This window comes from Erythrobacter longus (assembly GCF_000715015.1).
In the GTDB taxonomy this organism is placed as follows: domain Bacteria; phylum Pseudomonadota; class Alphaproteobacteria; order Sphingomonadales; family Sphingomonadaceae; genus Erythrobacter; species Erythrobacter longus.
Window position 1 is genome coordinate 234,493 of the sequence record NZ_JMIW01000003.1, and the last position, 23,255, is coordinate 257,747.

General features: G+C 58.9%; 18 protein-coding genes. 7 read left to right on the forward strand and 11 right to left on the reverse strand.

Features of this window, described 5'->3' with window-relative positions; translation table 11 throughout:
* Positions 1–58: 58 nt before the first annotated feature.
* The 4 genes from ptsP (at position 59) to tilS (ending at position 5,643) form a co-directional block, all read left to right on the forward strand.
* The gene (gene ptsP / locus EH31_RS08315) at positions 59–2,341 is read left to right on the forward strand and encodes a phosphoenolpyruvate--protein phosphotransferase (protein ID WP_034959698.1); all 2,283 of its coding nucleotides are present in this window, start codon (positions 59–61) and stop codon (positions 2,339–2,341) included.
* Positions 2,342–2,514: 173 nt separating this feature from the next.
* Positions 2,515–3,372, forward strand: a complete 858-nt coding sequence (locus EH31_RS08325; protein WP_051699078.1) for a helix-turn-helix domain-containing protein — start codon at positions 2,515–2,517, stop codon at positions 3,370–3,372.
* 178 nt (positions 3,373–3,550) lie between these two features.
* Complete coding sequence (locus EH31_RS08330) at positions 3,551–4,591, forward strand: tetratricopeptide repeat protein (RefSeq protein ID WP_152553513.1); 1,041 nt, start codon at positions 3,551–3,553, stop codon at positions 4,589–4,591.
* 20 nt (positions 4,592–4,611) lie between these two features.
* Positions 4,612–5,643 carry a tRNA lysidine(34) synthetase TilS gene (tilS, locus tag EH31_RS08335; protein WP_241765871.1) on the forward strand — a complete coding sequence of 344 codons (1,032 nt, stop codon included), beginning with the start codon at positions 4,612–4,614 and terminating at the stop codon, positions 5,641–5,643.
* 185 nt (positions 5,644–5,828) lie between these two features.
* On the opposite strand, the gene EH31_RS08340 is transcribed toward tilS, so the two are convergent.
* The 5 genes from EH31_RS08340 to zwf form a co-directional block, all read right to left on the reverse strand.
* Positions 5,829–6,698 carry a L,D-transpeptidase family protein gene (locus EH31_RS08340; RefSeq protein WP_034960099.1) on the reverse strand — a complete coding sequence of 290 codons (870 nt, stop codon included), beginning with the start codon at positions 6,696–6,698 and terminating at the stop codon, positions 5,829–5,831.
* Between the two features lie 147 nt (positions 6,699–6,845).
* A complete protein-coding gene (locus tag EH31_RS08345) occupies positions 6,846–9,626 on the reverse strand; it encodes a phosphoenolpyruvate carboxylase (RefSeq protein ID WP_034959700.1) in 2,781 nt (926 codons plus the stop codon).
* Positions 9,623–10,639 (reverse strand): glucokinase, encoded by a 1,017-nt coding sequence (locus EH31_RS08350; protein WP_034959701.1) that lies wholly within the window; start codon positions 10,637–10,639, stop codon positions 9,623–9,625. The genes EH31_RS08345 and EH31_RS08350 overlap by 4 nt, the downstream gene beginning before the upstream one ends.
* A gap of 154 nt (positions 10,640–10,793) precedes the next feature.
* Entirely contained in the window at positions 10,794–12,599 is a 1,806-nt protein-coding gene (gene edd, locus EH31_RS08355; protein ID WP_034959703.1) for a phosphogluconate dehydratase, read from the reverse strand.
* Positions 12,592–14,073: a glucose-6-phosphate dehydrogenase gene (gene zwf / locus EH31_RS08360; protein ID WP_034959704.1), complete on the reverse strand. Its 1,482-nt coding sequence runs from the start codon at positions 14,071–14,073 to the stop codon at positions 12,592–12,594. The genes edd and zwf overlap by 8 nt, the downstream gene beginning before the upstream one ends.
* A gap of 148 nt (positions 14,074–14,221) precedes the next feature.
* Here zwf and EH31_RS08365 point away from each other — a divergent pair, with 148 nt between their 5' ends.
* Complete coding sequence (locus EH31_RS08365) at positions 14,222–15,265, forward strand: LacI family DNA-binding transcriptional regulator (RefSeq protein ID WP_081853307.1); 1,044 nt, start codon at positions 14,222–14,224, stop codon at positions 15,263–15,265.
* Positions 15,266–15,446: 181 nt separating this feature from the next.
* Here the strand turns inward: EH31_RS08365 and rimO are convergent, their stop codons facing one another.
* Positions 15,447–16,823, reverse strand: a complete 1,377-nt coding sequence (gene rimO, locus EH31_RS08370; protein WP_034959705.1) for a 30S ribosomal protein S12 methylthiotransferase RimO — start codon at positions 16,821–16,823, stop codon at positions 15,447–15,449.
* A 71-nt stretch (positions 16,824–16,894) separates the two neighbouring features.
* Between rimO and EH31_RS08375 the strand changes: the two genes are divergently transcribed.
* Positions 16,895–17,293 carry a DUF1761 domain-containing protein gene (locus EH31_RS08375; protein ID WP_034959706.1) on the forward strand — a complete coding sequence of 133 codons (399 nt, stop codon included), beginning with the start codon at positions 16,895–16,897 and terminating at the stop codon, positions 17,291–17,293.
* A 4-nt stretch (positions 17,294–17,297) separates the two neighbouring features.
* Here the strand turns inward: EH31_RS08375 and EH31_RS08380 are convergent, their stop codons facing one another.
* The 4 genes from EH31_RS08380 to EH31_RS16875 all read right to left on the reverse strand — a co-directional run bounded on the left by EH31_RS08380 (position 17,298) and on the right by EH31_RS16875 (position 21,768).
* The gene (locus EH31_RS08380) at positions 17,298–18,368 is read right to left on the reverse strand and encodes a potassium channel family protein (protein ID WP_241765872.1); all 1,071 of its coding nucleotides are present in this window, start codon (positions 18,366–18,368) and stop codon (positions 17,298–17,300) included.
* A 90-nt stretch (positions 18,369–18,458) separates the two neighbouring features.
* Entirely contained in the window at positions 18,459–19,214 is a 756-nt protein-coding gene (gene surE, locus EH31_RS08385) for a 5'/3'-nucleotidase SurE (protein WP_034959707.1), read from the reverse strand.
* 107 nt (positions 19,215–19,321) lie between these two features.
* Complete coding sequence (gene serS, locus EH31_RS17955; RefSeq protein ID WP_034959708.1) at positions 19,322–20,878, reverse strand: serine--tRNA ligase; 1,557 nt, start codon at positions 20,876–20,878, stop codon at positions 19,322–19,324.
* A gap of 56 nt (positions 20,879–20,934) precedes the next feature.
* Positions 20,935–21,768 carry a hypothetical protein gene (locus EH31_RS16875; RefSeq protein WP_051699080.1) on the reverse strand — a complete coding sequence of 278 codons (834 nt, stop codon included), beginning with the start codon at positions 21,766–21,768 and terminating at the stop codon, positions 20,935–20,937.
* Positions 21,769–21,849: 81 nt separating this feature from the next.
* Between EH31_RS16875 and EH31_RS08400 the strand changes: the two genes are divergently transcribed.
* Positions 21,850–22,527 (forward strand): Fe2+-dependent dioxygenase, encoded by a 678-nt coding sequence (locus tag EH31_RS08400; RefSeq protein ID WP_034959710.1) that lies wholly within the window; start codon positions 21,850–21,852, stop codon positions 22,525–22,527.
* Here the strand turns inward: EH31_RS08400 and EH31_RS08405 are convergent.
* A complete protein-coding gene (locus tag EH31_RS08405) occupies positions 22,502–23,239 on the reverse strand; it encodes a hypothetical protein (protein ID WP_034959711.1) in 738 nt (245 codons plus the stop codon). The two genes, EH31_RS08400 and EH31_RS08405, sit on opposite strands and share 26 nt — an antisense overlap.
* Between the last annotated feature and the right edge of the window lie 16 nt (positions 23,240–23,255).

Sequence of the window (23,255 nt, forward strand, 5' to 3'; positions counted from 1 at the left end):
AATTTGAGGCCGCTCGCCTTTTCCTTTGCCGCTCTGCGCGCTAGGGACCATAGCCATAATGACAGCCGTTGACGCAGCCCGCCAGATTCTGACGAGCCTTCATGATGTGATGGCTTCGCGCGCACGCGCTCAGGAAAAGCTTGATCAGGTGGTCGATATCATCGGCGAAAGCCTCTCTTCTGAGGTCTGCTCGATCTATCTCCTGCGCGAAGGGATGCTGGAATTATACGCGACGCGCGGCCTTAACAAAAGCGCAGTGCACGTCACCCGCATGGCCATTGGCGAGGGGCTAACCGGTTCCATCGCGGACAAGGTTGAAACGCTCAACCTTGCAGAGGCCAAGGCGCATCCTGATTTCCAATACCGCCCTGAGACGGGGGAGGACAAGTTTCACTCCTTTGCCGGTGTCCCCATTGTCTATCGTGAGCGCGCGGTTGGCGTTTTGTGTGTCCAGCATGTCGACCCCCGCAAATATGCAGATGTAGAGATCGAGGCGCTGCAAACGACGGCCATGGTCCTGTCCGAACTCATCACCAATGCCGAATTGGTGGATGAGGAAGATGCGCTTGGCCTGACGCCTGAACAATCAGGGCCACAAATCATCAGTGGCCTATCCCTTGTCAAAGGCCTTGGCGCAGGCTTTGCCGCTTATCACCAACCCCGCGTTCAAATCACGCAAGTGGTGGCCGATGATATCGAGGCAGAGCGGCACCGCGTTTACAATGCCTTTGATAAAATGCACGAGCAGATCGACGGCCTTTCTGCGCAAGCCGATTTTGGCGTCGGCGGCGAGCATGAAGAGGTGCTCCAAACCTACAAAATGTTCGCTTACGATGAAGGCTGGTCGCGCCGCATCAACGAAGCGATCAGCTCTGGTCTGACCGCAGAGGCCGCGATTGAGCGCGTACAACAGCATACCCGCATGCGGATGCGCGAGATTGACGATCCGCTTCTGGCTGATCGGATGCACGATCTTGAGGATCTGGCGAACCGGCTTTTGCGGATTGTGTCGGGGCAACTCGGCACTGCGGCGCAGCAGGGGCTTCGCCAGGACACGATCCTTATCGCGCGCAATCTGGGCCCTGCGGAATTGCTCGAATATGACCGGCGGCGTTTGAAAGGTGTGATCCTCGAAGAAGGCTCGCTCACCGCTCACGTCGTTATTGTCGCGCGCGCGATGGGTGTGCCTGTTCTGGGCCGTGCGAACCATGGCAATGGCGGGCTGCGCGGGACCGTGCGTGATGGCGATGAAATCCTGCTTGATGCAACGGCGGCGACTGCAACCGTCAGACCAACCGCGCCTGTCGCCGATGCCTTTTTGCAGCGTTTTGCCAAGACCAAAGAGCGGCAGGCCGTTTACGCTTCCTTGCGCGATGTGGAACCCTTCACCAAATGCGGCACGCGCATTCAGGTGATGATGAACGCAGGGCTTCGCGATGATATCAGCGCGCTTGCAATGACAGGCGCAGACGGCGTTGGCCTGTTCCGAACCGAGTTCCAGTTCCTCGTGTCTGCAACTTTGCCCGCGCGCGAACGCCAGCAAAAACTCTACCGCGATGTGCTTGATGCAGCGGGTGAAAAGCCGGTGATTTTCCGCACAGTCGATATCGGCGGTGACAAATCGGTGCCCTACCTTGCATCGGAAATGGCGCGTCAGGATGAAAATCCGGCGATGGGCTGGCGCGCCTTGCGCCTCGCATTGGAACGCGATGGCTTGATGAAGGCACAAGCCCGCTCGCTGCTTGAGGCAGCCGCTGGCCGGTCGCTTTACGTCATGTTCCCCATGGTGTCCGAAGTGTGGGAATTTGACGCCGCCAAAAAGGTGTTCGACGAACAACTCGCTTTCCTGCGCTCCAAAAAGAAGATGGTGCCAGAAGCGATCCATTTCGGCGCTATGCTCGAAGTGCCCGCATTGGCAGAGGTGCTGGACCTTCTTTTGCCGCGTTTGTCGTTCCTGTCGATTGGCACCAATGACCTGACGCAATTCCTTTATGCCGCAGACCGGGGCAATCCGGCCTTGGCAGAGCGGTACGACTGGCTTTCTGTTGCTATCCTGCGCTTCCTGCGCCGGGTTTCCCAACAGACGGTGGGAAGCGGTGTCGATGTGGGTGTTTGCGGCGAGATGGGGGGACGCCGTTTGGAGGCGCTCGCGCTTCTTGGGATTGGTTATCGTCGTTTGTCGATCACGCCTGCTGCAGTTGGTCCGATCAAGGAACTCGTGCGAAAAGTGGATTTGGCAGAGCTGACCGAGGCGATGTCGCAATGGCTTTTGAAGCCGGAGACAAACTTGCGTCAGGAGCTCAGCGCTTGGGCACAGGAGCGCGAAATCGAATTTGATTAACCATCCAACCGCCCAGAGCGCACGGCTTAAAGCTCAGGTGAGCGATTTTTGGGGTCGCTCTGTCTTGGCAGCGCAAGTTTTTTACGAAGCCTCCCTTGACTTAAGTCTCATCGCAAAGCTTCTATACGCCAATAACAAAAATATGATTTTGGGCGCACATGCGAAACGGTTTGATGGATAGCGAACACAACAGCACCGATGAAACCGGCACTGATGAAACCGGCGACGATCTGCTGGGCACTGCCAGTGCGGGCGCAGGGGATCGCTTAAGGGCTGCGCGAGAGACGCGGCGGATGGACCTCGCTCACATCGCCGCTGAAACTCGCATCCCTATACGGCATCTTGAAGCTATCGAGGCAGGTGCCTACGACACGCTGCCCTCACGCACTTATGCCATTGGATTTGCACGCACTTATGCGCGCATCGTTGGTCTTGATGAAAAATCCATCGCTGACGCTGTGCGCGCGGACCTTGCTGAAGGCGGGCTTCATCCATCGGTTATGGCAGGCGGGATGGAGCCGGGTGATGCAAACAAACTGCCATCGCGTGGTCTTGCCTGGTTTGGCGCTTTTGCAGCTTTATTGCTGATTGTTGGCGTGATCGCCTTTGCCAGCACATATTTTGGGGCTGGCGCCCCGCTTCCTTCGCTCATCGCTGAGGGCGATGAGGCGCAAGGGACGAGCACTGACGTGCAAGAGCCGGTTGCAGTTGCAAGCGAAGAGGGCGCGCCTGCTGGCCTTTCACCTGACGGTCAAGTGGTCCTGACGATGACAGGTGACGAGGCATGGGTGCGCTTTTACGAAGACGGAGGAGAGCGTCTTTTCGAGGGCGTGATGCGCAATGGCGACACATACGAAGTGCCTCTTGATGCTGATGATCCGCGCATCAATACCGGGCGTCCCAACCTGTTTGAGGTGACTATCAACGGACAGGCGGTTCCCCCGCTTGCAACCGAAATGGTCCCTGTGAGCGATGCCCCCATTTCGGCAAGCGCTCTGCTTGCGCGGGGCACTGAAGACGCCGCGAATTGATCGCGCGGCTGGACCGGAGCGAAGCACATTCCCCCGATTAGTGATGTTCCGGGCTCGACTTGGCCGCTTGGCTTGGGCAAGATTCGGACACTATTCATGTGGCCCGTGCCAGACCCCTGGAAGGCGCATATTTTGCCACAAAAACACTATGATGGACCATGAGGGAGCCTGACAAGTCATGCATCTGACCCGTGCAATCACCCTTTTGCGCAAACACGCGCCTGCCCGTAAGGTGGGGGCCGCGCTTGGCGCGTTTACCGCTGCAGCGGTTGTTGCAACCACGCCCATTCCTGCAATGGCCCAGGATGATACAGAAGCGCGCTTGCGCCGGGCAGAGGCGGAAATTCGCGCCTTGCAACGCACCGTCTTTCCGGGCGGCGATGGCCGTTTCTTTGAACCATCCATCCCGGCTAACGGGGGTGAGCAGCCTACGCGCACCACTGCACAAACAAATGCGCGACCTTCGACCACTGCGGTGACAGATATCCTCGCAAGGCTTGATGCGATGGAGCTTCAGCTTCAGCGTCTGACCGCGAAGACTGAAGAGAACAGCAACGCTTTGAGCGCGCTTGATACAAGGCTTGCGGCCTTAGAGGGCGGAGGGGCTGCTCGCACTCTTCCATCAGGAACACCATCGGGAACCGAAATCGCACCCGAAGTCACTGGCGAGGCGACCAATCGGAATCTCGGTGTTATGACGGGAACAGGCTCAGGTGCTGGCGGCAGCAGTCAGGAGCAAGCATCGGGCACTACGACAAGCGCGGCTGCGGGACCAAGCGCTGAGCGTGTGGCGGGCGTCCAGGCCATCACAAAGCCGCAGACCGATGATGCGGGCGATGACGAATATTCCTACGGCTTCCGGCTGTGGGAGGCGGGATATTATCCCGAAGCGCGCCAGCAATTGGCCTCTTTCGTTGAAGCATACCCCAACCATTCGCGCATCACTTATGGCCGCAACCTTTTGGGCCGCGCCTTCCTTGACGATGGTATGCCCGAAGAAGCCGCGCGCTGGTTCCTGCGCAATTATCAGGCTGATCGCACAGCGCTTCGCGCGCCGGATAGCCTGTTGTACCTCGCACAATCCATGATTGCGATGGATGATACGCGCCGCGCCTGTATCGCTTTGGCAGAGTTTGGTGAGACTTATCCAGCGGTCGCAACCGGGCGTTTGGCGGGCCAATATCAGAGCAATCTGCAAAAGGTCGCTTGCGACAACTAATCCCTCGAAGAGAGGAGGGGGTGCTGATTGCTAGGCCGCTTGATCTGACCGCGATTGACCCGGAACGCCTTGTGCGTTTCGCGGGCGCTCTCGAACGCCTGTGGCCCCAGGAACACCGCGAGGGACCTTTGGGGCTGGCGGTTTCAGGCGGGCCGGACAGCCTTGCTCTGTTGTTCTTGGCAGCCAGCGCCATGCCCGGTGAAATCGCAGTTATGAGCGTGGATCACAGCCTTCGCACAAGTGCTGAAGGCGAAGTCGCGCTGGTCGAAAACCTGTGCGGCGCGCTTGGCGTCCCGTTTACCAGGGCCAAGGTGAAACTTGCATCGGGCAACCTTCAGGCCAAAGCGCGCGAGGCCCGCTATGCAGCGCTTGGGCATTGGGCGCATCAAGAGGGGCTGGGCGCGGTTGCAACGGCCCATCACACCGATGATGCGGCTGAAACGCTGCTTATGCGGCTTGCGCGCGGGAGCGGTATCGCCGGGCTTGCCGGGGTGCGTGAATGGACCCACGTGCCGGGTTATGAAGACTTGCCGCTGATCCGCCCGCTTCTCGGCTTTAGAAAGGCCGAGCTTGAGGAGGTGGTGCACGCCGCCGGGGTTGCGCCTGTGCGCGACCCGTCCAATGCGAACCCAGCCTTTGACCGGGTGCGGGTCCGCCAACATCTGGCGCAGCACGAATGGCTCGATGCGCAAAACCTCGCGGCCAGCGCGCAGCATTTGGCGGAAGGGTGGCGGGCGCTTGAATGGTACGCGCAAGCCGATTGGGAAGAGATGGTCACGCGCGAGGAGACGGCGCAGGGCCTCCCCCAATATCGGTATTACTGCAATGTGCCGCGCGTTATTCAGATCGAGACTGTGGTGCGCATCGTGTCCGAACTTGGCGGCCGGGTGAGCCGGAGCGAAGCGGGCACAGCGGTAGACCGGCTATGGCGCGGCGAAAATGCCTCGCTTGGCGGGGTGCTGGGCCGCTGCGATATTGAGAAGGTCGCCAAAGTGGGCGTGGAAATGCGCGTGTGGCGCTTTGTCCCCGAACCGCCGAGGCGGATGCACTAGGCTCAGGACCTATGAATCCCACCTTCGAGGTTTGAAGCAAAATGGCCTTGGGCAAGGAGTAAAGGTGCAGGAATACTGGCGGTCTTTCAAACCTTTATGACGCAGCACAGGGCCATTTTGGTCAAATCCGTGCTGGAAGTCATTCCGGCGCCTCGATGGAGGGATTCATAGGTCCTGAGCCTAAGTCACCCGCTGATGAGCTTGTCGCCCACGTTGACCATCCTGCCGCGCGTGACGATCACCTTGTCCCCGCGCTTGGCGATGGCGAAAAGCTTTTCCGCAAATGGGTCAGGCACACCCACACAGCCGTGCGAGGCGTAGCCGTTCATTACCGGTGAGCCGTGGATTGCAATACCATCCCACGTCATGCGCAGCGTCCAAGGCATTGGCGCATTGTCATATTTCTCCGACACATTGTCCTTTTCCTTGGTCAGGATTGGGAAGGTGCCGACGGGCGTCGGGTGGCTTTTTGTGCCGAGCAGCGCGACCGCTGTGCCAATTTCGTGGCCGTCGCGAAAAACGCTGATGACGCGCGCATCGAGGTCAACAGTGATAACCAGCTTGCCCTTGGCAGGGGCGCGGCTTTCATCCCAGAACCACTCGCCATATTTGATCGTGCCTTCAATCGGCAGGATTGAGTTGATCACAAAGGGATCTTCGGGCGCTTCTTTTTTGGGAGCAAGAGCAGGGGCGGGCGCTGGTGCCCGTTCCAAAGCGCGCGCCGTGATGTCGGCAGGCGCTGCTGGAAGCTCTGGCAGGGCGCCATCTTGCGCAGGGATCATGCGAGCCGCGGGCCCGCGTGGTGCATCCTGCAGGGCTGCGCTGGTTAGTTCTTCTGGTGCCGACGGAAGTTCAGGCAGGGAGGCGTCATTGGCCGCGTATGGATCAGGCAAGGACGGGTCGAACACCAGCGAGTCGCCACCCGTCGTGGGGTCGATCGCCCGGATTTCGTCAACCGCCATATCGCCAGCGTTTTGTCCAACCACAAGCGTTGCACCGCCCGTCAACGCAGCCAACCCTACGACGGTTGCCAAGCGAAGTTTGCCAAAAGCCATAACCAAAAATCCCTTCATTACGCAGCGCATTATGCCGTTTTTTGGAGCTCGCCGCTAGGGGTAAGCGCGCAGGCGTCCCTCGTGGGGACGTAAAAGGGTGCAAATTCTTAACGCGGGACCTGTGAAATGCGAGCGCCGAGGCGGCAATTAGCCATGCGCTCCAAACTGGTTGGCGATAGCGACCGAGAGGCGCAGCATCAGACCGTAGGCGCGTTCAATCGGGTCGATGTAATCGCGCGATATTGCACCGTAACCCTCGCTTGACGCATCAGGATAATCGGACGGCGCATCCATCGCAAAGTCGGATGGCGATGGAAACTCAACCGGGAACGCGCGGCGCAATTGCGCAAGCGCATCATCAATCCGCAGGCTGAACACCATTTCCAGCACATCTTCGCGGGCGATGTCGTTGGCGCGGCTGAAGACCGGCACAGAGACGGCGCGAAGGAATATGTGCTGCATCAATGCGAGGCGCAGAGCCTGTGCGGCCCCAATCATCCGGCGCGTGTCCTGGTCAAAACCAAGGCGTTCTTCGGCCGGAAGCTGATCGAGCAGACGGTGGAATTTCAATGCGTCCACGCGGACACGCGAAGCCAGGCGGCGGAAAACTCCTGTGCGATCGTCCTTGGTCAGATATTCCGCTAACACTTCGCACGCTGCCGACAAATGCGGCTCGGTCCCGCGATAGGGGCGGCTTGCCCAATAGGCGGAATTGAACAGCTCGCCATAGGCTGCAACGGTCTTGATACTGGCAAGCGCGTTTGAGGTTTGCGCAAGGCGCATCAATTGCCGCCCGCGTTCGCTTTCCGCCAAAAGCGCGGCCAATTCTTCGTAATTGCCGTCCGCCGCGCTGCCGATACCGGCGATGACATTCACCGGATAGCCCAGCTGTTGCAGGATTGAATTGTGCGGAATTGCGCGGATTTGCCGCAGGTTCATGTCGCGGTCAGCCGAAAGGTCGCTTTGCCGGCGCGACACGCGGCTGCCGGTGGAATTAAGGAGGCCAAGCCCAAATGCAGTGACTGCGCGGCTGTAAGTCTGGCTGTGCAGATGCCGGCGTTGATGGGTGCGAATGGCGCGATAGAAATCGAGGCTCAGATCCGTGCGGGCATAAAACGGGTCATCGCACACTTCGCTTTGTTCAGGTGTATCTGCGATGATCCGCATAAGCGTCGCGCGCGCCAATGTGTCATTGGCAAACGGCAGATATCCATCGCCGCCCTGAAAACTGACCTCTGGTTCAAGTGCGATTGCGTTGCGGTGAAACCGGCTGCGCGCCCAAGGGCTGAGCGGCCATGTCAGGCGGTCGGCAAAAGACGATGGATGCGCGCCGCGCCCCATACTTTCACCATGGGTGTTAAAGATAAGCGCGGCCACATCGTTCAGCCCGTTCTTGCCCATCGCCTGTGCCAAGCGTCCCTGAAGCCGTTCAATCGCAAGGCTAGCCGGGATTTGCCCGACGAACCGGCCCGCATCGGAAAAGCCCGTTTGAATACAGACCCTTCCCCGCCCGCGTGCATATTCCTGATAGGATTTTTCCGCGCATAATGCGTCAAGGAAACGGCCCCCGTGCTCCAATGCCTCTTCGGTTTCAAACAAGGGCGAGACATCGACCTTGCCCTCGATCCCGAACAATTTGGCAAGGTAGAGCGCGGCCAGAACGGTTGAGGGCTGTTCGCATTCGGCAACCAGCATGCGGATCGGCGTATCGGCATCGATATGCTCAAGGATTTGCGCCATAGCGAGAAATTGCCGGGTCGCGGTCGAGCTTTCGATGGCGAGCGAGGCGAAATTGGTGCGTTTGGGCGTCACCTTGGCCAGCATACCGCGAAGGGTTGCGACTGCCCCCTTGCTCGACAGGTCGAGTTGCGGGCTTTCGTGAAGGTGGACGCGGATAGCGTTGTGCAATTGCTTGGCGTTCACCCGGAAATGGATATGCGCCATGCCAAGCCCATCGGCGCGCATTGCCGCTGCCAATGTCAAAAGGTCGGCAGCTTTGGCGTCCTTGCCTTGCGCCTCGGCTTCTTCCTCAAGCTGCGCGATCAGAGGTTCCAGGCTGGTCAGTTTTGCCGGGTCATCAGCCGTCAGGCGATTGGCAGCATCGGACAGCGCTTTGGGCTGCGACAAATCGCCCGCAAAATCCTGCGCGCTTGCCGAGGCATGGGCGCTGGCCCCTTTCAATGTTTTGATAAGGGCGTGGCCTGCATCAATCGCGGACAGTTCATCGGCATAGCGGGCAAGGCGCTGCGCCTTTTCGCTCAATCGGAAACGGATCGATGTGTACCACGCAATATCGGTGCGCCCGTCCATGTCATAACCAACCCATGTGGCAAAACGGAACGGCAGCGGGCGCAGGGTCTTCCACTGTTTGGGCCAGCACCCATAGGCGTGTTCGTACACCTCGCGCACAATGGCGCTGCGGGCGGTTTGTGCATGGGCAATCGCGGCCATCGCTTCTGCGTGTTCGTACTCAAGCGTGATTTGCGGGCGGTTGGCCCCGCTTAAGTCAGGGGCTCTGACTAGAGTGCCGCCATCGCTTGCTGCATTGGCCACCGCGCGGGTTTGTTCGGGTGTCAGCAGGAATGTGGGGTGAGCGGTGAAAACGGCGTGGAGGCTCGGGCGCTCCCAGCGTTTTTGAAAGCTTTCAAATTCTACGCCGTCTTCGCACGATGCGGCCACCGGGCTTTGCGTTTCGTTTGGCTGTATCAATGCGCGAAGCCGTTTGGTGCGCGCATTAAGGCTGGCACATTCAAGCTCTTCGACCAGCACCTCTAACCCATCAAGGTCGAGCCCATCCCCTTCGAGCCCACGCGACAGGTCCAGACCCAGTTGAAACACCGGATTGAACAGCGGCGTCTCCCTCGTGCGCGCGTGCAGTTCCTGCAGACGCTGAGACAGATGATCGACGGTGTTCAGGGGAAGGTTCATTGAGGTTCCATATCCGATTGAGCCCCGTCCAGATAGGTTTGCGCAAAGGCAGCTGCGGCGCCCAAAAGGCCGGGTTGGGGATGAGTGATAAGCTTAACGGGAAGCGATGCCATAAGCGAGGTAAAGCGTCCTTTCGCGCAAAAACGGTCGGCAAAACCGGATGCGAGGAGTGTTTCGCGAATACGATAGCCAAGCCCGCCTGCGATCACGACGCCTGATGCGCCTTGAACAAGAGCGATATCGCCAGCGACCGATCCAAGCGCGAGGCAGAAACGGTCGACCGCCGCTGCCGCTAGAGAATCGTTTCCACTGGTGCCAGCGGTCCATATCTCGACATCGGTCCGCTCAACCACGGCGCGCCCTTCCATCGCGGCAAGCGCTTGATAGATATCGACAATCGCCGGGCCAGAGACAACGCGCTCGTTAGAGACACGGGTGTGCCGCTGGCGCAGGCGCGCAAGGATAGTGTCTTCGATCTGGTCAAGCGGTGCGAAATCGCCGTGCCCGCCTTCGGTGGCTTGCACGTGATAGCGAGTGGGCGCGGTGCGGTGGAAATGCGCAACGCCAAGCCCGGTGCCAGGGCCAAGCACGCTGATTGTGCCGGTTGCGGGAAGAGGGGTGTCTGGCCCAGCCAGATGCAGGAATTGGTCCGCAGGCGCGCGCGCGGCGGCATGGGCAACGGCGGCAAAGTCATTGATGACAACGTGCGCGGACGCACCGAGTTTCTCTTTTATAAGAGGCGGGCGGATGATCCACGGATTGTTGGTGAAGCGGATGAGATCAGGCTTGATCTGAGCCGCGACAGCCATGGCGAGTTTGTCAGGAAGCGTGCCGCCTTCGCGTTCGTGCCTTTCGCGAAAATCCTCCCATGCGGTCTGAAAACTCGCGTGGTCGGATGTGTGGAGCGTGGTTGGCTCATCCAAGGAGATAGTGCCATCGCTGGCAACGCTCGCAATCGCAAAGCGCGCATGGGTGCCGCCAACGTCCACGGCGACGATTTGGGTGTCCGTCATTGGGCTCCCCTCCCGCTTGCAGGAGGGGGTGAGGGTGGGCCAGCGAGGTCGAGTAGGCCCAGCCCGCTGCGGCTAGGCAGCAGGCTGCCAAGTCTCGCTGCCCCTCCCGCAAGCGGGAGGGGCGAATTATTTGCCACCTTCATAGCCTCAACACTCACAACCCCGCCGCAACCAGCATCGCTGATGCGCCTTTTTCCGCCTCGTCCGCGTGGACTTGCATCATGCGGAAAAGCTCGCGGCCTACGCCCCATTCCTGAACCGGATCGGGCGCAGGTGTGCGGGCCGAAAGGTCGGCGCTAGTGCTAAGAGTGCCGGTCGCGGCGCAAACGGTGATCTCGTCACCGTCTTCAAGAAGGCTCAACGGTCCGCCGCCATACGCTTCGGGTGAGCAATGGATTGCGGCAGGCACCTTGCCCGATGCGCCAGACATACGCCCATCTGTGACCAGCGCAACGCGGAAACCCTTGTCTTGCAGCACGCCCAGAGATGGGGTGAGGCCGTGAAGCTCTGGCATCCCATTGGCGCGCGGCCCTTGGAAACGCACGACAACCACAACGTCGCGGTCAAGCTCGCCGTTCTGGAAGGCTTCTTTCACCGCCTCTTGTGTTTGGAACACGCGGGCACGGGCGGTGATGGTGTAGCGTTCCTTGGCAACCGCGCTGGATTTAAAGCACGCGCGGCCAAGGTTGCCAGTGAGCAGCTTCATCCCGCCATCGTCCTGAAACGGGGCAGAGGCAGGGCGCAGCATGGTATCGTCCTTGCTTGCCTCCACGCGGTTCCATTGAAGGGTGTCTTCTTCCCACACAGGTTCAGCGCGGTAAGCGTCAAGGCCGTCCTCCCACACGGTCAGGATATCCCCATGCGCAAGGCCTGCATCGAGCAGTTCGCTGATGACATAACCCATACCGCCCGCCGCATGGAATTGGTTCACATCACCAGAGCCATTGGGATAGACGCGCGCCAGAAGCGGCACGGCGCTCGACAGCTCAGCCATATCGCTCCAGTCGATAATAATGCCAGCTGCGCGCGCCATCGCCGGGATATGGATCGCATGGTTGGTTGATCCGCCCGTGGCGAGCAGACCGATAACCGCGTTCACAATCGCCTTTTCGTCAATCACTTGGGCGAGAGTGCGTTCCGTAGTACCCGAAAGCTCAGCCAAGCGGTGTACAGCGGCGCGGTCGAGCGCTTGCCGCAATTTCGTACCCGGCTGGACAAAGGCGCTGCCCGGTACGTGCAGGCCCATCATCTCCATCATCATCTGATTGGAGTTGGCGGTGCCGAAAAAGGTGCAGGTGCCCGGCGAATGGTAGGAGGCAAGCTCGCTTTCCAGAAGAGCATCGCGGCCCACTTCGCCGCTTGCGTATTTTTGGCGGGTTTCCTGTTTTTGCTTGTTGGAAATGCCGCTTGGCATCGGGCCAGAGGGCACGAAGATAGCGGGCAGGTGCCCGAACCGCAGCGCGCCCATCAAAAGGCCCGGTACAATCTTGTCGCAAATGCCAAGGAAGGCGGCGCCATCATACATCTGGTGGGAGAGCGCAACGCCCGTTGCCATGGCGATATTGTCGCGGGAAAAGAGCGAAAGCTCCATCCCGTCTTCGCCCTGCGTCACCCCGTCGCACATCGCAGGGGTCCCGCCAGCCACTTGAGCGGTCGCGCCCACTTCCCGGGCATAAATCTTCATCCTGTCAGGATACCGCCCATAGGGTTGGTGGGCGCTAAGCATGTCATTGTACGCGGTGACAATGCCGATGTTCGGCCCGCGATTGTCCTTTAGCGCATCCTGATCTTCCAAAGCGCCCGCAAAAGCATGGGCAAGGACCGAACACGAGACGGCTGAGCGTTCAGGCCGGCGGTCCGCCTCGCGCTGCATTAAATCGAGATAGCCCTTACGCGATGGCTTTGAGCGCTCAATGATGCGCTGTGTAACGCGCTCAATAGTGGGATTGAGATTACTCATGCCAGCTCACTCCGTCGCGTTCGGTAAGGGCAATTGCGCCCGATGGTCCCCATGATCCAGCCGTGTAGGTCTGGGGTTTGACGCGGTGCAATTCCCATTCGGCGCGAATACCGTCGATCCAGTTCCACTGCGCCTCGACCTCATCGCGGCGCACGAACAAGGTCTGATCGCCTTTGATAAGGTCCAAAAGGAGCCGTTCATAAGCAATGCGCCGCTGCGCTTCGGCAAAGGCATCGGGCATAGTGATCGCCAAAGGCACTTCGCGAAGGCGCACGCCGTCTTCGTCAAGACCCGGAACCTTCGCCATCAATGAAAGGGTGATGTTCTCTTCCGGCTGGATTTCGATCAACAGGTGATTGGGCTGGAGCCCTGCGCCGGTCTTAAGTTTCTGGCCTTCAAAGATTGAGTGGGGGACGCTGCGAAACTGCACAAGGATTTCTGTCACACGCTGAGGCATGCGCTTGCCCGTGCGAAGGTAGAAGGGAACGCCCTTCCAGCGCCAATTGTCGACATGCGCTTTGATTGCGGTGAATGTCTCGGTCTGGCTTTCGCCAAGGCCATGTTCCGCCAGTTCCTCGTCATAGCCCGGGACCGCTTTGCCATTGCTTGCGCCTGCGCGGTATTGCCCGGTCACCGTCTCGCTTGCTGTAACCTGACGAAGCGCGCGCAGCACTTTCACCTTTTCATCGCGAACGGCGGTCGCATCGAACGAGGTCGGCGGCTCCATCGCCACCAGCGCGAGCAATTGCAGCATATGGTTCTGAACCATGTCGCGCAGCGCGCCCGCATCGTCATAAAAGCCCACGCGCCCCTCAAGCCCCACGGTCTCCGCCACGGTGATCTGCACATGCTCGATCACATTGGAGTTCCAGATGGGTTCAAACAAGATGTTGGCAAAGCGAAGCGCAAGAAGGTTCTGAACCGTTTCCTTGCCCAGATAATGGTCGATGCGGAAAATGCGTTCCTCGGGGAATGCCGCAGCGACGGCGTCATTAATTTGGGCAGAGGAAGCAAGATCAGTGCCCAATGGCTTTTCAAGGCACATGCGCACCTTTTCGCCCGTCAGCCCAGCTTTTTCGAGACCCGCAATCGTTGGCCCAAACAGGCTTGGTGCAGTCGATAAGAAGATCGCCAGACCGCCCTCGGTGGTACCAGCATCTTCAATCTTGGCCGCAAGCTCGTCAAAGCCATCCAAAGTGCTGGCATCGAGCGCCTGATAGCTCAAGCGGTTGAGAAAGCCCGCCATTCCGCCCCGGCGATCGGCTGGCAAGAACTCTTCTAATGCGGCGCGCGCCATGTCGCGAAAGCCGGCATCATCAAGCTCGCTGCGCGCTGTACCGATAATCTTGAGCTTTTCGGGAAGCAGTCCTTCGGCATCAAGCGCGCACAATGACGGCAAGAGCTTGCGCCGTGACAGATCGCCTGTCGCGCCAAATAAGAGCAATCGCTCAGCAGCAAATTGGGCTGCGGCCATAAATCTTCTCCTCAAGCGCGCATGGATGTGCGCACATATTACCCCTCTAGCAGGCCGAGCTAGATGTGGACCATACATTGCATAGCTATTCAAATGCGCACCATGGTCATTTACGACGGTATTGCGACAGCAAAAAGGATGCGCGTTGATGGAAGACCTGCGCAAGAATGCACGGATCACAAGCTTTGATGTGGCTGAACGCGCAGGCGTGAGCCAGTCTACGGTGAGCCGCGCGCTTTCCGGTTCTGCTGTGATCAGTGAGGCGACCCGGCAAAAGGTCATGAGCGCAGCCCAGGAAATGGGATATTACGTCGACGAACGCGCCGCCCGGTTACGGCGCGGGCATACCGGCACGCTGGCGGTTGTCGTGATCTGTAAACCGGGCGCACGCGCGCGCGATGTGAACCCGTTTTCCTATGCTCTACTGGGCGGGATTTGCGCAGCGGCTGCGGAGCAAGGTTTAGAGGTCCTCGTCTCGCTCCAAGCGGATGAAGACAAGCTGTTTGGCCATTATGTTGAACGTGGACAGGCAGAGGGGCTGATCGTAATCGGCACCACCGCCAACCGCCCCGCGTGGGATTATTTCAGCGATATTGGAAAGGCAGCGGCACAAACGGGCGCGCCTGTGGCCTTTTGGGGGTCGCCATTGGGTGACCTTGACCGGGTCCTTTCCGACAATGAAACGGGCGCAAAGGCGGCGGCCGATCACCTGATCGATCAGGGAGCGAAGAACCTTGTTTGCATCGGTTCTTTGGGAAGCCCTCAACGCCAATTTGCGGAGCGGGCGCAAGTTTTCCTGAACCGGGCAAAGATGCGCGGTGTCACCGCCAGCCTTATCGAAATCGAACCGGCAGATGCACGGCGCGATCAAGGGCGGCTGGCGGCGAAAAAATTGCTTGAAGAGCATGGCGAATGCGACGGCGTGTTTGCGGTGTGCGATGCGCTTGCCTTTGGTGTGATCGAGGAATTGCAAACGGCGGGTAAGGCCATCCCCGATGACCTTCGCCTGGTGGGTTTTGACGGCATTCCGGCAAGCGAGATGACATCGCCTCCGCTTACCACGGTTGAGCCTGATCTGGATTTGGCAGGCCGTATGCTGGTCGAAGCGGTCGCAGGTGCAATAGGCGAGGGGGGCGCCCATCCCAAGGTGCAGCGCGTACCGGTAAAGCTGGTCAAACGGGCGAGTTCGTAGCGGGCCCATAAACGGCCCTCATAATTTCGGATTTTCCTACAGCATCGGCAAGGCGCTAGGCGTTAACGAATGGGCCCTTTTGCACTTTCATTACCCCTGCAACAGCCATGGATTCTGACCCACAAACTTTTTGGCCCTTGGACAGTGTGTCAAGTGTGTCAAACTTTTCGCCATAAATTGGCTATTGATCTGAAATCACGCCAAAAAGATCGTGCGCATCGGCATCTTCGATTCCAACATTCACAATATCGCCCGGAACCAGCGTTTCAGGGACATTGCGCAAGTAAACCGCGCCGTCGATTTCCGGCGCATCGGCCTGTGATCGGCCGGTCGCGCCAATGTCGCCGTCCTCATCTGGCTCGCCCACCTCGTCGATGATGACGCTAAGCGTACGGCCCACTTTGGCGGTCAGTTTGGCGGCGCTGATCCGTTCGGTGACTTCCATCAGCCGGGCGTATCGTTCTTCTTTGACCTCTTCGGGCACCGGATTGGGCAGAGCATTGGCACGCGCCCCTTCGACGGGCTCAAACCGGAACGCGCCCACGCGGTCCAATTGCGCTTCTTCAAGCCATTCCAGGAGATATTGGAAATCCGCCTCAGTTTCACCTGGAAAGCCCACAACGAACGAGGATCGGATCGCAATATCTGGACAGATGTCGCGCCATTTCGTGAGGCGTTCCAAGACCTTGGCCTCATTTGCCGGGCGGCGCATGGATTTAAGGACGGAAGGGGCAGCGTGCTGAAACGGGATATCCAGATAGGGCGTCAAAAGCCCCTCTGCCATCAACGGGATCACATGGTCGACGTGCGGGTAGGGGTAAACGTAATGGAGGCGGACCCAAGGCGTGCGGTCATCGCTGGTGCGCAATTGGCCAAGCTCGCGGGCCAGATCGGTCATATGGGCGCGCACCTCGCGACCCTTCCATTGGCGCGGGTCATGCTTGGTATCGACGCCGTAAGCGGAGGTGTCCTGAGAGATGACAAGCAGCTCTTTCGTGCCCGCCGCGACCAGCTTCTCTGCCTCGCGCAGCACAGCATCAATCCGGCGGCTTGCCAGTTTCCCGCGAAGGTCGGGGATGATGCAGAAAGAGCAGGAGTGATTGCAGCCTTCAGAAATCTTCAGATAGCTGTAGTGGCGCGGCGTCAGCTTTATATCCGGCTGGGGGATAAGGTCGACGAACGGCCCTTGCGACGGGGGCGCATGTTCGTGCACGGCCTCAACCACTTGTTCGTACTGATGCGCGCCTGTGACGGCGAGAACCTGAGGGTGAGCGGCGCGAATGGCGTCTGCCTCTTCACCCATGCAACCGGTGACGATCACGCGGCCATTTTCGGCAATCGCCTCGCCAATCGCGGCGAGGCTTTCTTCCTTGGCGCTGTCGAGGAAGCCGCAAGTGTTGACCAGCACCACGTCAGCGCCCGCATAATCGGCAACAAACGCATAGCCATCAGCGCGAAGCCGCGTGAGGATGCGTTCAGAATCGACCAGCGCTTTGGGACAGCCAAGCGAGACCATGCCAACTTTCTTGGCATCAGGGAGTGTGGTGGTGTTCGACATGATTGCCGCGCCCCTACACCGGAAGCGAACATTGCGCTAGAGAGTGCAAAACAAATCGGGAGGGATCAAACATGAGTGACTTTGCATTGTGGCCAGTTTTGGCCGGAGCAGCCGCATTCTTTGTAGTGGGCGCGATTTGGTACGGCGTGCTTTTTGGCAAGGCTTGGCAAAAGGCCGCAGGGCTTTCTGACGAGGATGTGCAAACCGGCAATATGCTGGTGATATTCGGGCTCACATTCCTGTTCGAGATGCTGATCGCGATGGTGCTGTGGCACTTGATCGCTCGCACGGGCGCTGCGCCCCATGTCGTCATGATGATGTCGATCGGCTTTGCCCACGGGATCATGGCACCGGCAATCGGGATCAACTACCTCTATCAGCGCAAATCAGGCATGCTTTTTGCGATTGATGTGGGGCACTTTACCGTTGGCATGGCGGCAATGGGCGGGGTGTTCTTGCTCTTCCTATAGCGGTTCAGCTGTCGCCGTTACTCTTGGAGTGGCCGCTGCCATTCCCGCTGCCATTCCCGTCGCCATTCTGGTTGCCATTTTCGGACGGCACGATTTCGACAATCACATCGCCGGGTTGCAGGCTCTCGCATTCCTCTTCCCAGAAACCGATCGCGCGGCCATTGCGATAGATGCGAAGGCCTCTGCCCCCGGTGCTAAGCTCAGTGATAGAGCATCCGCATTCCTCTTCGGTAACGACCCGTTCGACCAGCTGGACCCGGCCTGAAACCGATGCCAGATCGGCGAGGTATTCCGCAATATGCGCGCCGTTTGCGCTGCCTGCCAGAAGAAGCCCGGTAAACCGCACCGGATTGATCACATTGGTCGCGCCCGCCTGACGTGCGAGGATTTCGTTGTCATCTGCACGCACGACAACACTGATCGGTACTTTCGGAGCCAGATGGCGAACAGTAAGCACAATCAGGATTGAGGTGTCGTCGCGCCCAGCGGACACAAGAATATTCTTCGCCGTCGATATGCGCGCGGCTTTCAAGGTCTCATCGCGGGTCGCATCGGCGGCAAGGACGTTGACCCCCAGCTTCTCCGCTTCGCGCAGACGATCCTCGCTTGGGTCCACGACGACAATCTTGTCAGCAGGTGTCCCGCGTTCGATCAATTCCTCGACGCTCTGCGAACCTGAGACGCCGTAGCCAAGGACAACCACATGGTTCGAGAGCTTTTCCTGAATGCGGGCCATGCGCCATTTCTCCCAGCTGTGCTTGATGAAAAAGTTGTAAGTCGTGCCAACGAAAATGAAGAGGACAAGGAAACGGATCGGGGTGACGATCACCGCCTCTTTGAACCGGGCAGCTGCGGACACCGGGGCGATATCGCCAAAACCGGTCGTCGTGATCGAGATCATGGTGAAATACACAACGTCGAGGAAGCTGATATGCCCATCGACATTGTCAACCAAGCCTTCGCGATCAAACCAATGGATCATCACCACCAGTAGAATAAGGGCAAAGGCGGCCCCCAAACGAATTGACACATCGGCCCAGACCGATAGACCCACTGCGCGGCGCAGTGGCCTCATGCGTTTTTGCACAGGGTGACGACCGCGCTGGCTGTCTCTGGGCCGCGAAAAGGACCGCTCGGTCTCCCGTTGTGCCATCGCTCGTCTGTTTTACCCCTCGAACCTGCCGGCAAGATTGTCGATTGTAGGGTAATGCGTCAAGTCGAGCTGGAGCGGTGTCACCGTCACAAATCGATCATCGATCGCTTCCAGATCAGTGCCATGGTCAAGCGTATGCTCGATCGGGTCGAGGCCAAACCAGAAATAGCGAAGCCCGCGCGGGTCGGTGCCTTCAACCACGCTGCCGCGCGAATAATCGTGAAAGCCCTGGCGAGTGATACGGATGCCCTTGGCATCTTTCGGCGGGAAATTCACATTCAGGAACGTGCGATTGCCAAAGGGCGCATCGATCAGCGGCCTTATGACTTTGGGAGCCCACTCGAGCGCCTGCGCAAACTCCGCGGCCGTGCCCCGTGTTTCAGGCGAGATCACTTGGGAAAGCGCAATCGCGCGAATGCCTGCCAGCGCCCCTTCCATCGCGGCCGATGCTGTGCCCGAATAGGTGACGTCATCGCCAAGGTTTGCGCCCCGGTTCACGCCGGAAAGGATGAGGTCAGGCGGCCTGTCGAGCACTTGGCGCAGGCCCATTGTGACCGCATCCGTCGGCGTGCCGGTGACGGCAAAACGCCTGTCACCAAACTTCTGGAGCCGCACGGGATGATTGAGGGTCAGCGAGTGGCCCGCGCCCGATTGCTCTTCCGAAGGCGCGCATACCCAGACATCGTCAGAAAACTGAGCCGCGATTGCCTCAAGCACCTCAAGGCCAGGGGCATGAATGCCATCATCATTGGTGAGGAGAATTCTCACTCTAACTTCTCTCCTAATACGTCATCCTGAACTTGTTTCAGGATAACCATCGAACCTTGGTCCTGCGCTTCTGTTATCCTGAAACGAGTTCAGGATGACAATTCTTACTATTGAGGCTCAAGCTTGGTCACACCGCCCATGTAAGGGTGCAGCACCTCGGGCACGAGCACAGAGCCGTCCGCCTGTTGGTAGTTCTCGATAACCGCAACCAGCGTGCGGCCCACAGCAAGGCCGGAACCGTTGAGGGTATGGACGAATTCGTTGCGCTTTTTCTCGCCCGCCACCTTATAGCGGGTCTTCATCCGACGCGCCTGAAAGTCGCCCGTGTTGGAGCACGAGCTAATCTCACGATAGGCACCTTGGCCCGGTAACCACACTTCAAGATCGTATGTCTTGCGCGCGCCGAACCCCATGTCGCCCGTGCACAGCAGCATTTTGCGATAGGGCAGGCCCAATGCTTCGAGCACTTCTTCTGCTGCCCGCGTCATGCGCTCGTGCTCGGCTTCGCTGTCTTCGGGTTTGACGATGCTGACAAGCTCGCATTTTTCAAACTGGTGCTGGCGAATGAACCCTCGTGTGTCGCGTCCCGCAGACCCCGCCTCAGAACGAAAGCACTGGGTGAGCGCGGTGAGGCGGATTGGGAGGGCGCTTTCTTCGAGGATTTGGCCCATGACGCTGGCCGTGAGGGAGACTTCGGATGTGGGGATGAGCCAGAGTGAAGAGTCTTGACCCCGCTTCCTCAGCTCTTTCTCTTCTTTCAGTAACTCGTCGTATTTCTCGGGGAGACCTTCCCCCTTGGCTTCAATCACTTTGCCAAGCTCGAAAACCTTATCGAAAGCTATCGAGAATTCCTTCGAAACCCGATGGGAAAGATCATTATCCAGCTTCCAAAGCATCAAGTCTCCGACTGCTGTAAGCAAAGCATCGTATTCTTGGCTAAGTTGCTCTGTCAGTTCCTCGGCAGCATCTAACTGAATGCTTAGCGCCTTGTATCTGTTGATTACTGCAAAACTATCCTCGGCAAACTTCGGTAGCTTGTCTGTCCCATACATCGCCTCGTCTTTGACCAGCACGGGCGGCATGCATTCGGTATAGCCATACTCTCGCGTCTGGCGGTCGATCATAAACTGACCAAGGGCGCGGTGGAGCCGTGCCATATCGCCGCGAAGGAAGGTGAAACGCGCGCCGGAAAGCAGCGCGCCTGTCTCAAAATCCATTCCCAGATCGGGGGCGAAATCGGCGTGTTCCTTGGGCTCGAAATCAAAGCTGGGCTTCTCACCCCAGACCGCGATTTCGACATTCTGCTCTTCGCCTGCCCCTTGCGGCACATCGTCAAACGGCAGGTTGGGAATGCGGGCAAGCGCATCTTGCAATTTTGCACCCAGTTCCCGCTCGCTTTCTTCAAGCGCAGGCATCGTCTGCTTGAGCTCGGCAACCTCGGCCTTCAGGCTTTCGGCCTTGTCCTTGTCGCCTTGGCCCATCGCCATACCGATAGCTTTGGATGCTTCATTGCGGCGCGATTGCATCTCTTGCAGCTTGGTGGTGAGAGCGCGGCGCTCCTCGTCAAGCGCAAGGATCTGCGCCGACACAGGATCAATTCCGCGCCGGGCTAGAATGGCATCAAACCCTTCCGGGTCATCTCTGATCAAGCGAATATCATGCATGGGTCACGCCTATGCCCTCATCGCCCAATGATGAAAAGGGGGATTGAAAGACCCGATCAGCTTGCGGCCAGCAGAACGCCTGCCGAAGCGCCCGAGAGCGCGCCTTGTTCCGCATCAAGGGTATCTGGGCGAAGAGCGCCAGGATACGCTTTGCCAAGCAGCTTCAAGGCCGCTTCAATGCGGCTTGCCAGGTTGGCATTTTCGCCTTTGATTGCGCCTCCTGATCGCTCGTAGGTGGCCGTCGCCGCTTTGAAATAGCCATAGCCGTCAAGGTAAGGGCCGTAATTCGTGCTCTCGCGCGCCTGTGCATACATGGCGACGGCGCGCTCGATCTGGTCGGCCACAATGCCGCCTGCGACCTTGCCCGCGCTTGCATCGCTTGCTGGTGCTTTGGTTTCGGCTTTGCGAAGCGCTGCGATGATTGCGTCTGTTTGCTCTGCGATTTTCTCAGCACTGGCGCCTTTCAGAGCCGCTTCAGATGCGCGTGTAAAAAGGGGTGAGAAATCCTCTACGCCTCGGCTCGCGAACACCGGCTGCATCTCTAACAGAACTTCGGAAACAGGATGCGCGAACATTTCAGCGCCTGCCTCGGTTTGGCCCGCCGCATAGGCGTCGCGCGCGGCCAGGACATGGGCTTCTGCAATACCAAGGGCAGAGCCATAGACGACCGGATCATTGCCCGCCGCCGCGATCTCTACGCCGCCTTCGCCGCCCTCTCCGCCAGTGCCTTCGCCCGCTTCGCCGCCTTCACCTTCGCCAGCGGTGCCGACCACGGCGCTCTCATCACTCTGGCCCGCGTCACCTGCCTCGCCCGAACACCCCGCAAGCGTGAGGCCCGCCAAAGCGGTCGCAACGCCAAGCTGGCTCCAGGTTTTCAATTCGACTTTCATTTAAGGCGCTCCAAATCTATTCCTTGGTCAAGCGCATAAGGGAAGCGATCCTTTTTGCAAACCATTATCAAGAGGCCTTTTATGATCCTCAGTATCGCCGCCATTTCACAGGCAGGTAAGCTCGACGAAATCCGCGAGGGGCTTACCAAGCTGGAGTGGCAGGACGGGCGCGCCACGGCGGGCAAAGTGGCCTCGCGCGTTAAGGTCAACGAACAAGCCATCATGAGCAAACCGGCGGGGCGCGCGCTTCAGCAAATGCTCACGCCATTGATCCTTGATCACCCGGTTGTAACAGCGGCCGTGCGCCCGCGTCATATGTCATCGCTTATGATAAGCAGGACGATGGATGGCGGGCATTACGGCGCGCATGTCGACAATGCGCTTATGGGCAAAGGGGCCGCGCAGCTTCGAACCGATATGTCCTTCACTCTCTTTTTGAGCGATCCCGAAAGCTATGAGGGCGGCGAATTGGTGGTGCAATCAGCGGGCCTGACGCAGACGGTCAAAGCGCCGGCTGGCAATCTTGTTCTGTACCCCTCGACCAGCATTCACGAGGTGAAACCCGTTACCAGCGGCACACGCATTGTCGCAGTGGGATGGATTGAAAGCCAGATCCGCGATGCAGCTCAGCGCGAGCTTTTGTTCGACTTGCAAAACACGCGCAGTTCATTGGCTGAAAAACTGCCTGTAGATGCGCCCGAGCTTTTGATGATCGACAAGTCGATCGCCAACCTTATGCGGATGTGGGCCGGGCGTTAGCCTGCGCGCGCGGTTTGGCCACCCGCTTCGCCTGAAGCGTGAAGCCGATGATGAGCGACACGCCAACCGCGCTCGGCAAAGCCCAGACCAGCGGGTTGAACACATGTTCCGGGATATAGCGGATAAGGCCCACCGACATGAAAGCGGTGTAGGCGGAAATGCCCATGCCGATCAGCGCGCGGAAGTGTTCGCCAACGTATGAACGCGGGGCAGGCGCTGCCTTGCGCCAGATGTAGAGCTGCTGGATGCTCATCGCCACAATGCCCAGCACCGCGACCGCCATCATCAAGGCCTCGCCAATGGTGAAACCGTAATAAAAACAATAGGCAGCCGATGCGAGCACGGCGGCAATAACGAGCTGATAACGCGCGCTTCGCAGCGCCTTGCGCTCGCGCGAATGCTTGACCACCGCAAGCCCATAATCGGCAAAACCAATGGTGAGCAGGCCCAGATACAGCATCATCCAGCCAAACAGCCCATCGAACAACACGCGGTCTGTGACAGAGGGAATGCGCTCCTCAGGCCCGTACAATGACAAAAGCGCCATCGCGATCGCGAGCGCTCCTGCGCCCATAAAGCCATAACAACAAATGCGGCCCCAGCGCCGGTGGTTCTTTGCGCCTTTCTTGGAGACTATCGGCACCCAGAACGCGATCAGGCCGGTGAGCCCGGTGATCACATGAAAGACAACGAGAATCTCGAACAGGTGCATGGCCAAGGGTGTACAG

Bases quoted from the DNA above. Each gene is read 5' to 3' on its own strand.
- EH31_RS08400 (WP_034959710.1), top strand. From the start codon at position 21,850: ATGATCCTCAGTATCGCCGCCATTTCACAGGCAGGTAAGCTCGACGAA.
- EH31_RS08340 (WP_034960099.1), bottom strand. From the start codon at position 6,698: ATGGCTTTTGGCAAACTTCGCTTGGCAACCGTCGTAGGGTTGGCTGCG.
- EH31_RS08325 (WP_051699078.1), top strand. From the start codon at position 2,515: ATGGATAGCGAACACAACAGCACCGATGAAACCGGCACTGATGAAACC.
- EH31_RS08380 (WP_241765872.1), bottom strand. From the start codon at position 18,368: ATGAGGCCACTGCGCCGCGCAGTGGGTCTATCGGTCTGGGCCGATGTG.
- EH31_RS16875 (WP_051699080.1), bottom strand. From the start codon at position 21,768: ATGAAAGTCGAATTGAAAACCTGGAGCCAGCTTGGCGTTGCGACCGCT.
- EH31_RS08375 (WP_034959706.1), top strand. From the start codon at position 16,895: ATGAGTGACTTTGCATTGTGGCCAGTTTTGGCCGGAGCAGCCGCATTC.
- edd (WP_034959703.1), bottom strand. From the start codon at position 12,599: ATGAGTAATCTCAATCCCACTATTGAGCGCGTTACACAGCGCATCATT.
- EH31_RS08405 (WP_034959711.1), bottom strand. From the start codon at position 23,239: ATGCACCTGTTCGAGATTCTCGTTGTCTTTCATGTGATCACCGGGCTC.
- rimO (WP_034959705.1), bottom strand. From the start codon at position 16,823: ATGTCGAACACCACCACACTCCCTGATGCCAAGAAAGTTGGCATGGTC.
- EH31_RS08345 (WP_034959700.1), bottom strand. From the start codon at position 9,626: ATGAACCTTCCCCTGAACACCGTCGATCATCTGTCTCAGCGTCTGCAG.
- EH31_RS08350 (WP_034959701.1), bottom strand. From the start codon at position 10,639: ATGACGGACACCCAAATCGTCGCCGTGGACGTTGGCGGCACCCATGCG.
- ptsP (WP_034959698.1), top strand. From the start codon at position 59: ATGACAGCCGTTGACGCAGCCCGCCAGATTCTGACGAGCCTTCATGAT.
- zwf (WP_034959704.1), bottom strand. From the start codon at position 14,073: ATGGCCGCAGCCCAATTTGCTGCTGAGCGATTGCTCTTATTTGGCGCG.
- serS (WP_034959708.1), bottom strand. From the start codon at position 20,878: ATGCATGATATTCGCTTGATCAGAGATGACCCGGAAGGGTTTGATGCC.
- EH31_RS08365 (WP_081853307.1), top strand. From the start codon at position 14,222: ATGGAAGACCTGCGCAAGAATGCACGGATCACAAGCTTTGATGTGGCT.
- EH31_RS08330 (WP_152553513.1), top strand. From the start codon at position 3,551: ATGCATCTGACCCGTGCAATCACCCTTTTGCGCAAACACGCGCCTGCC.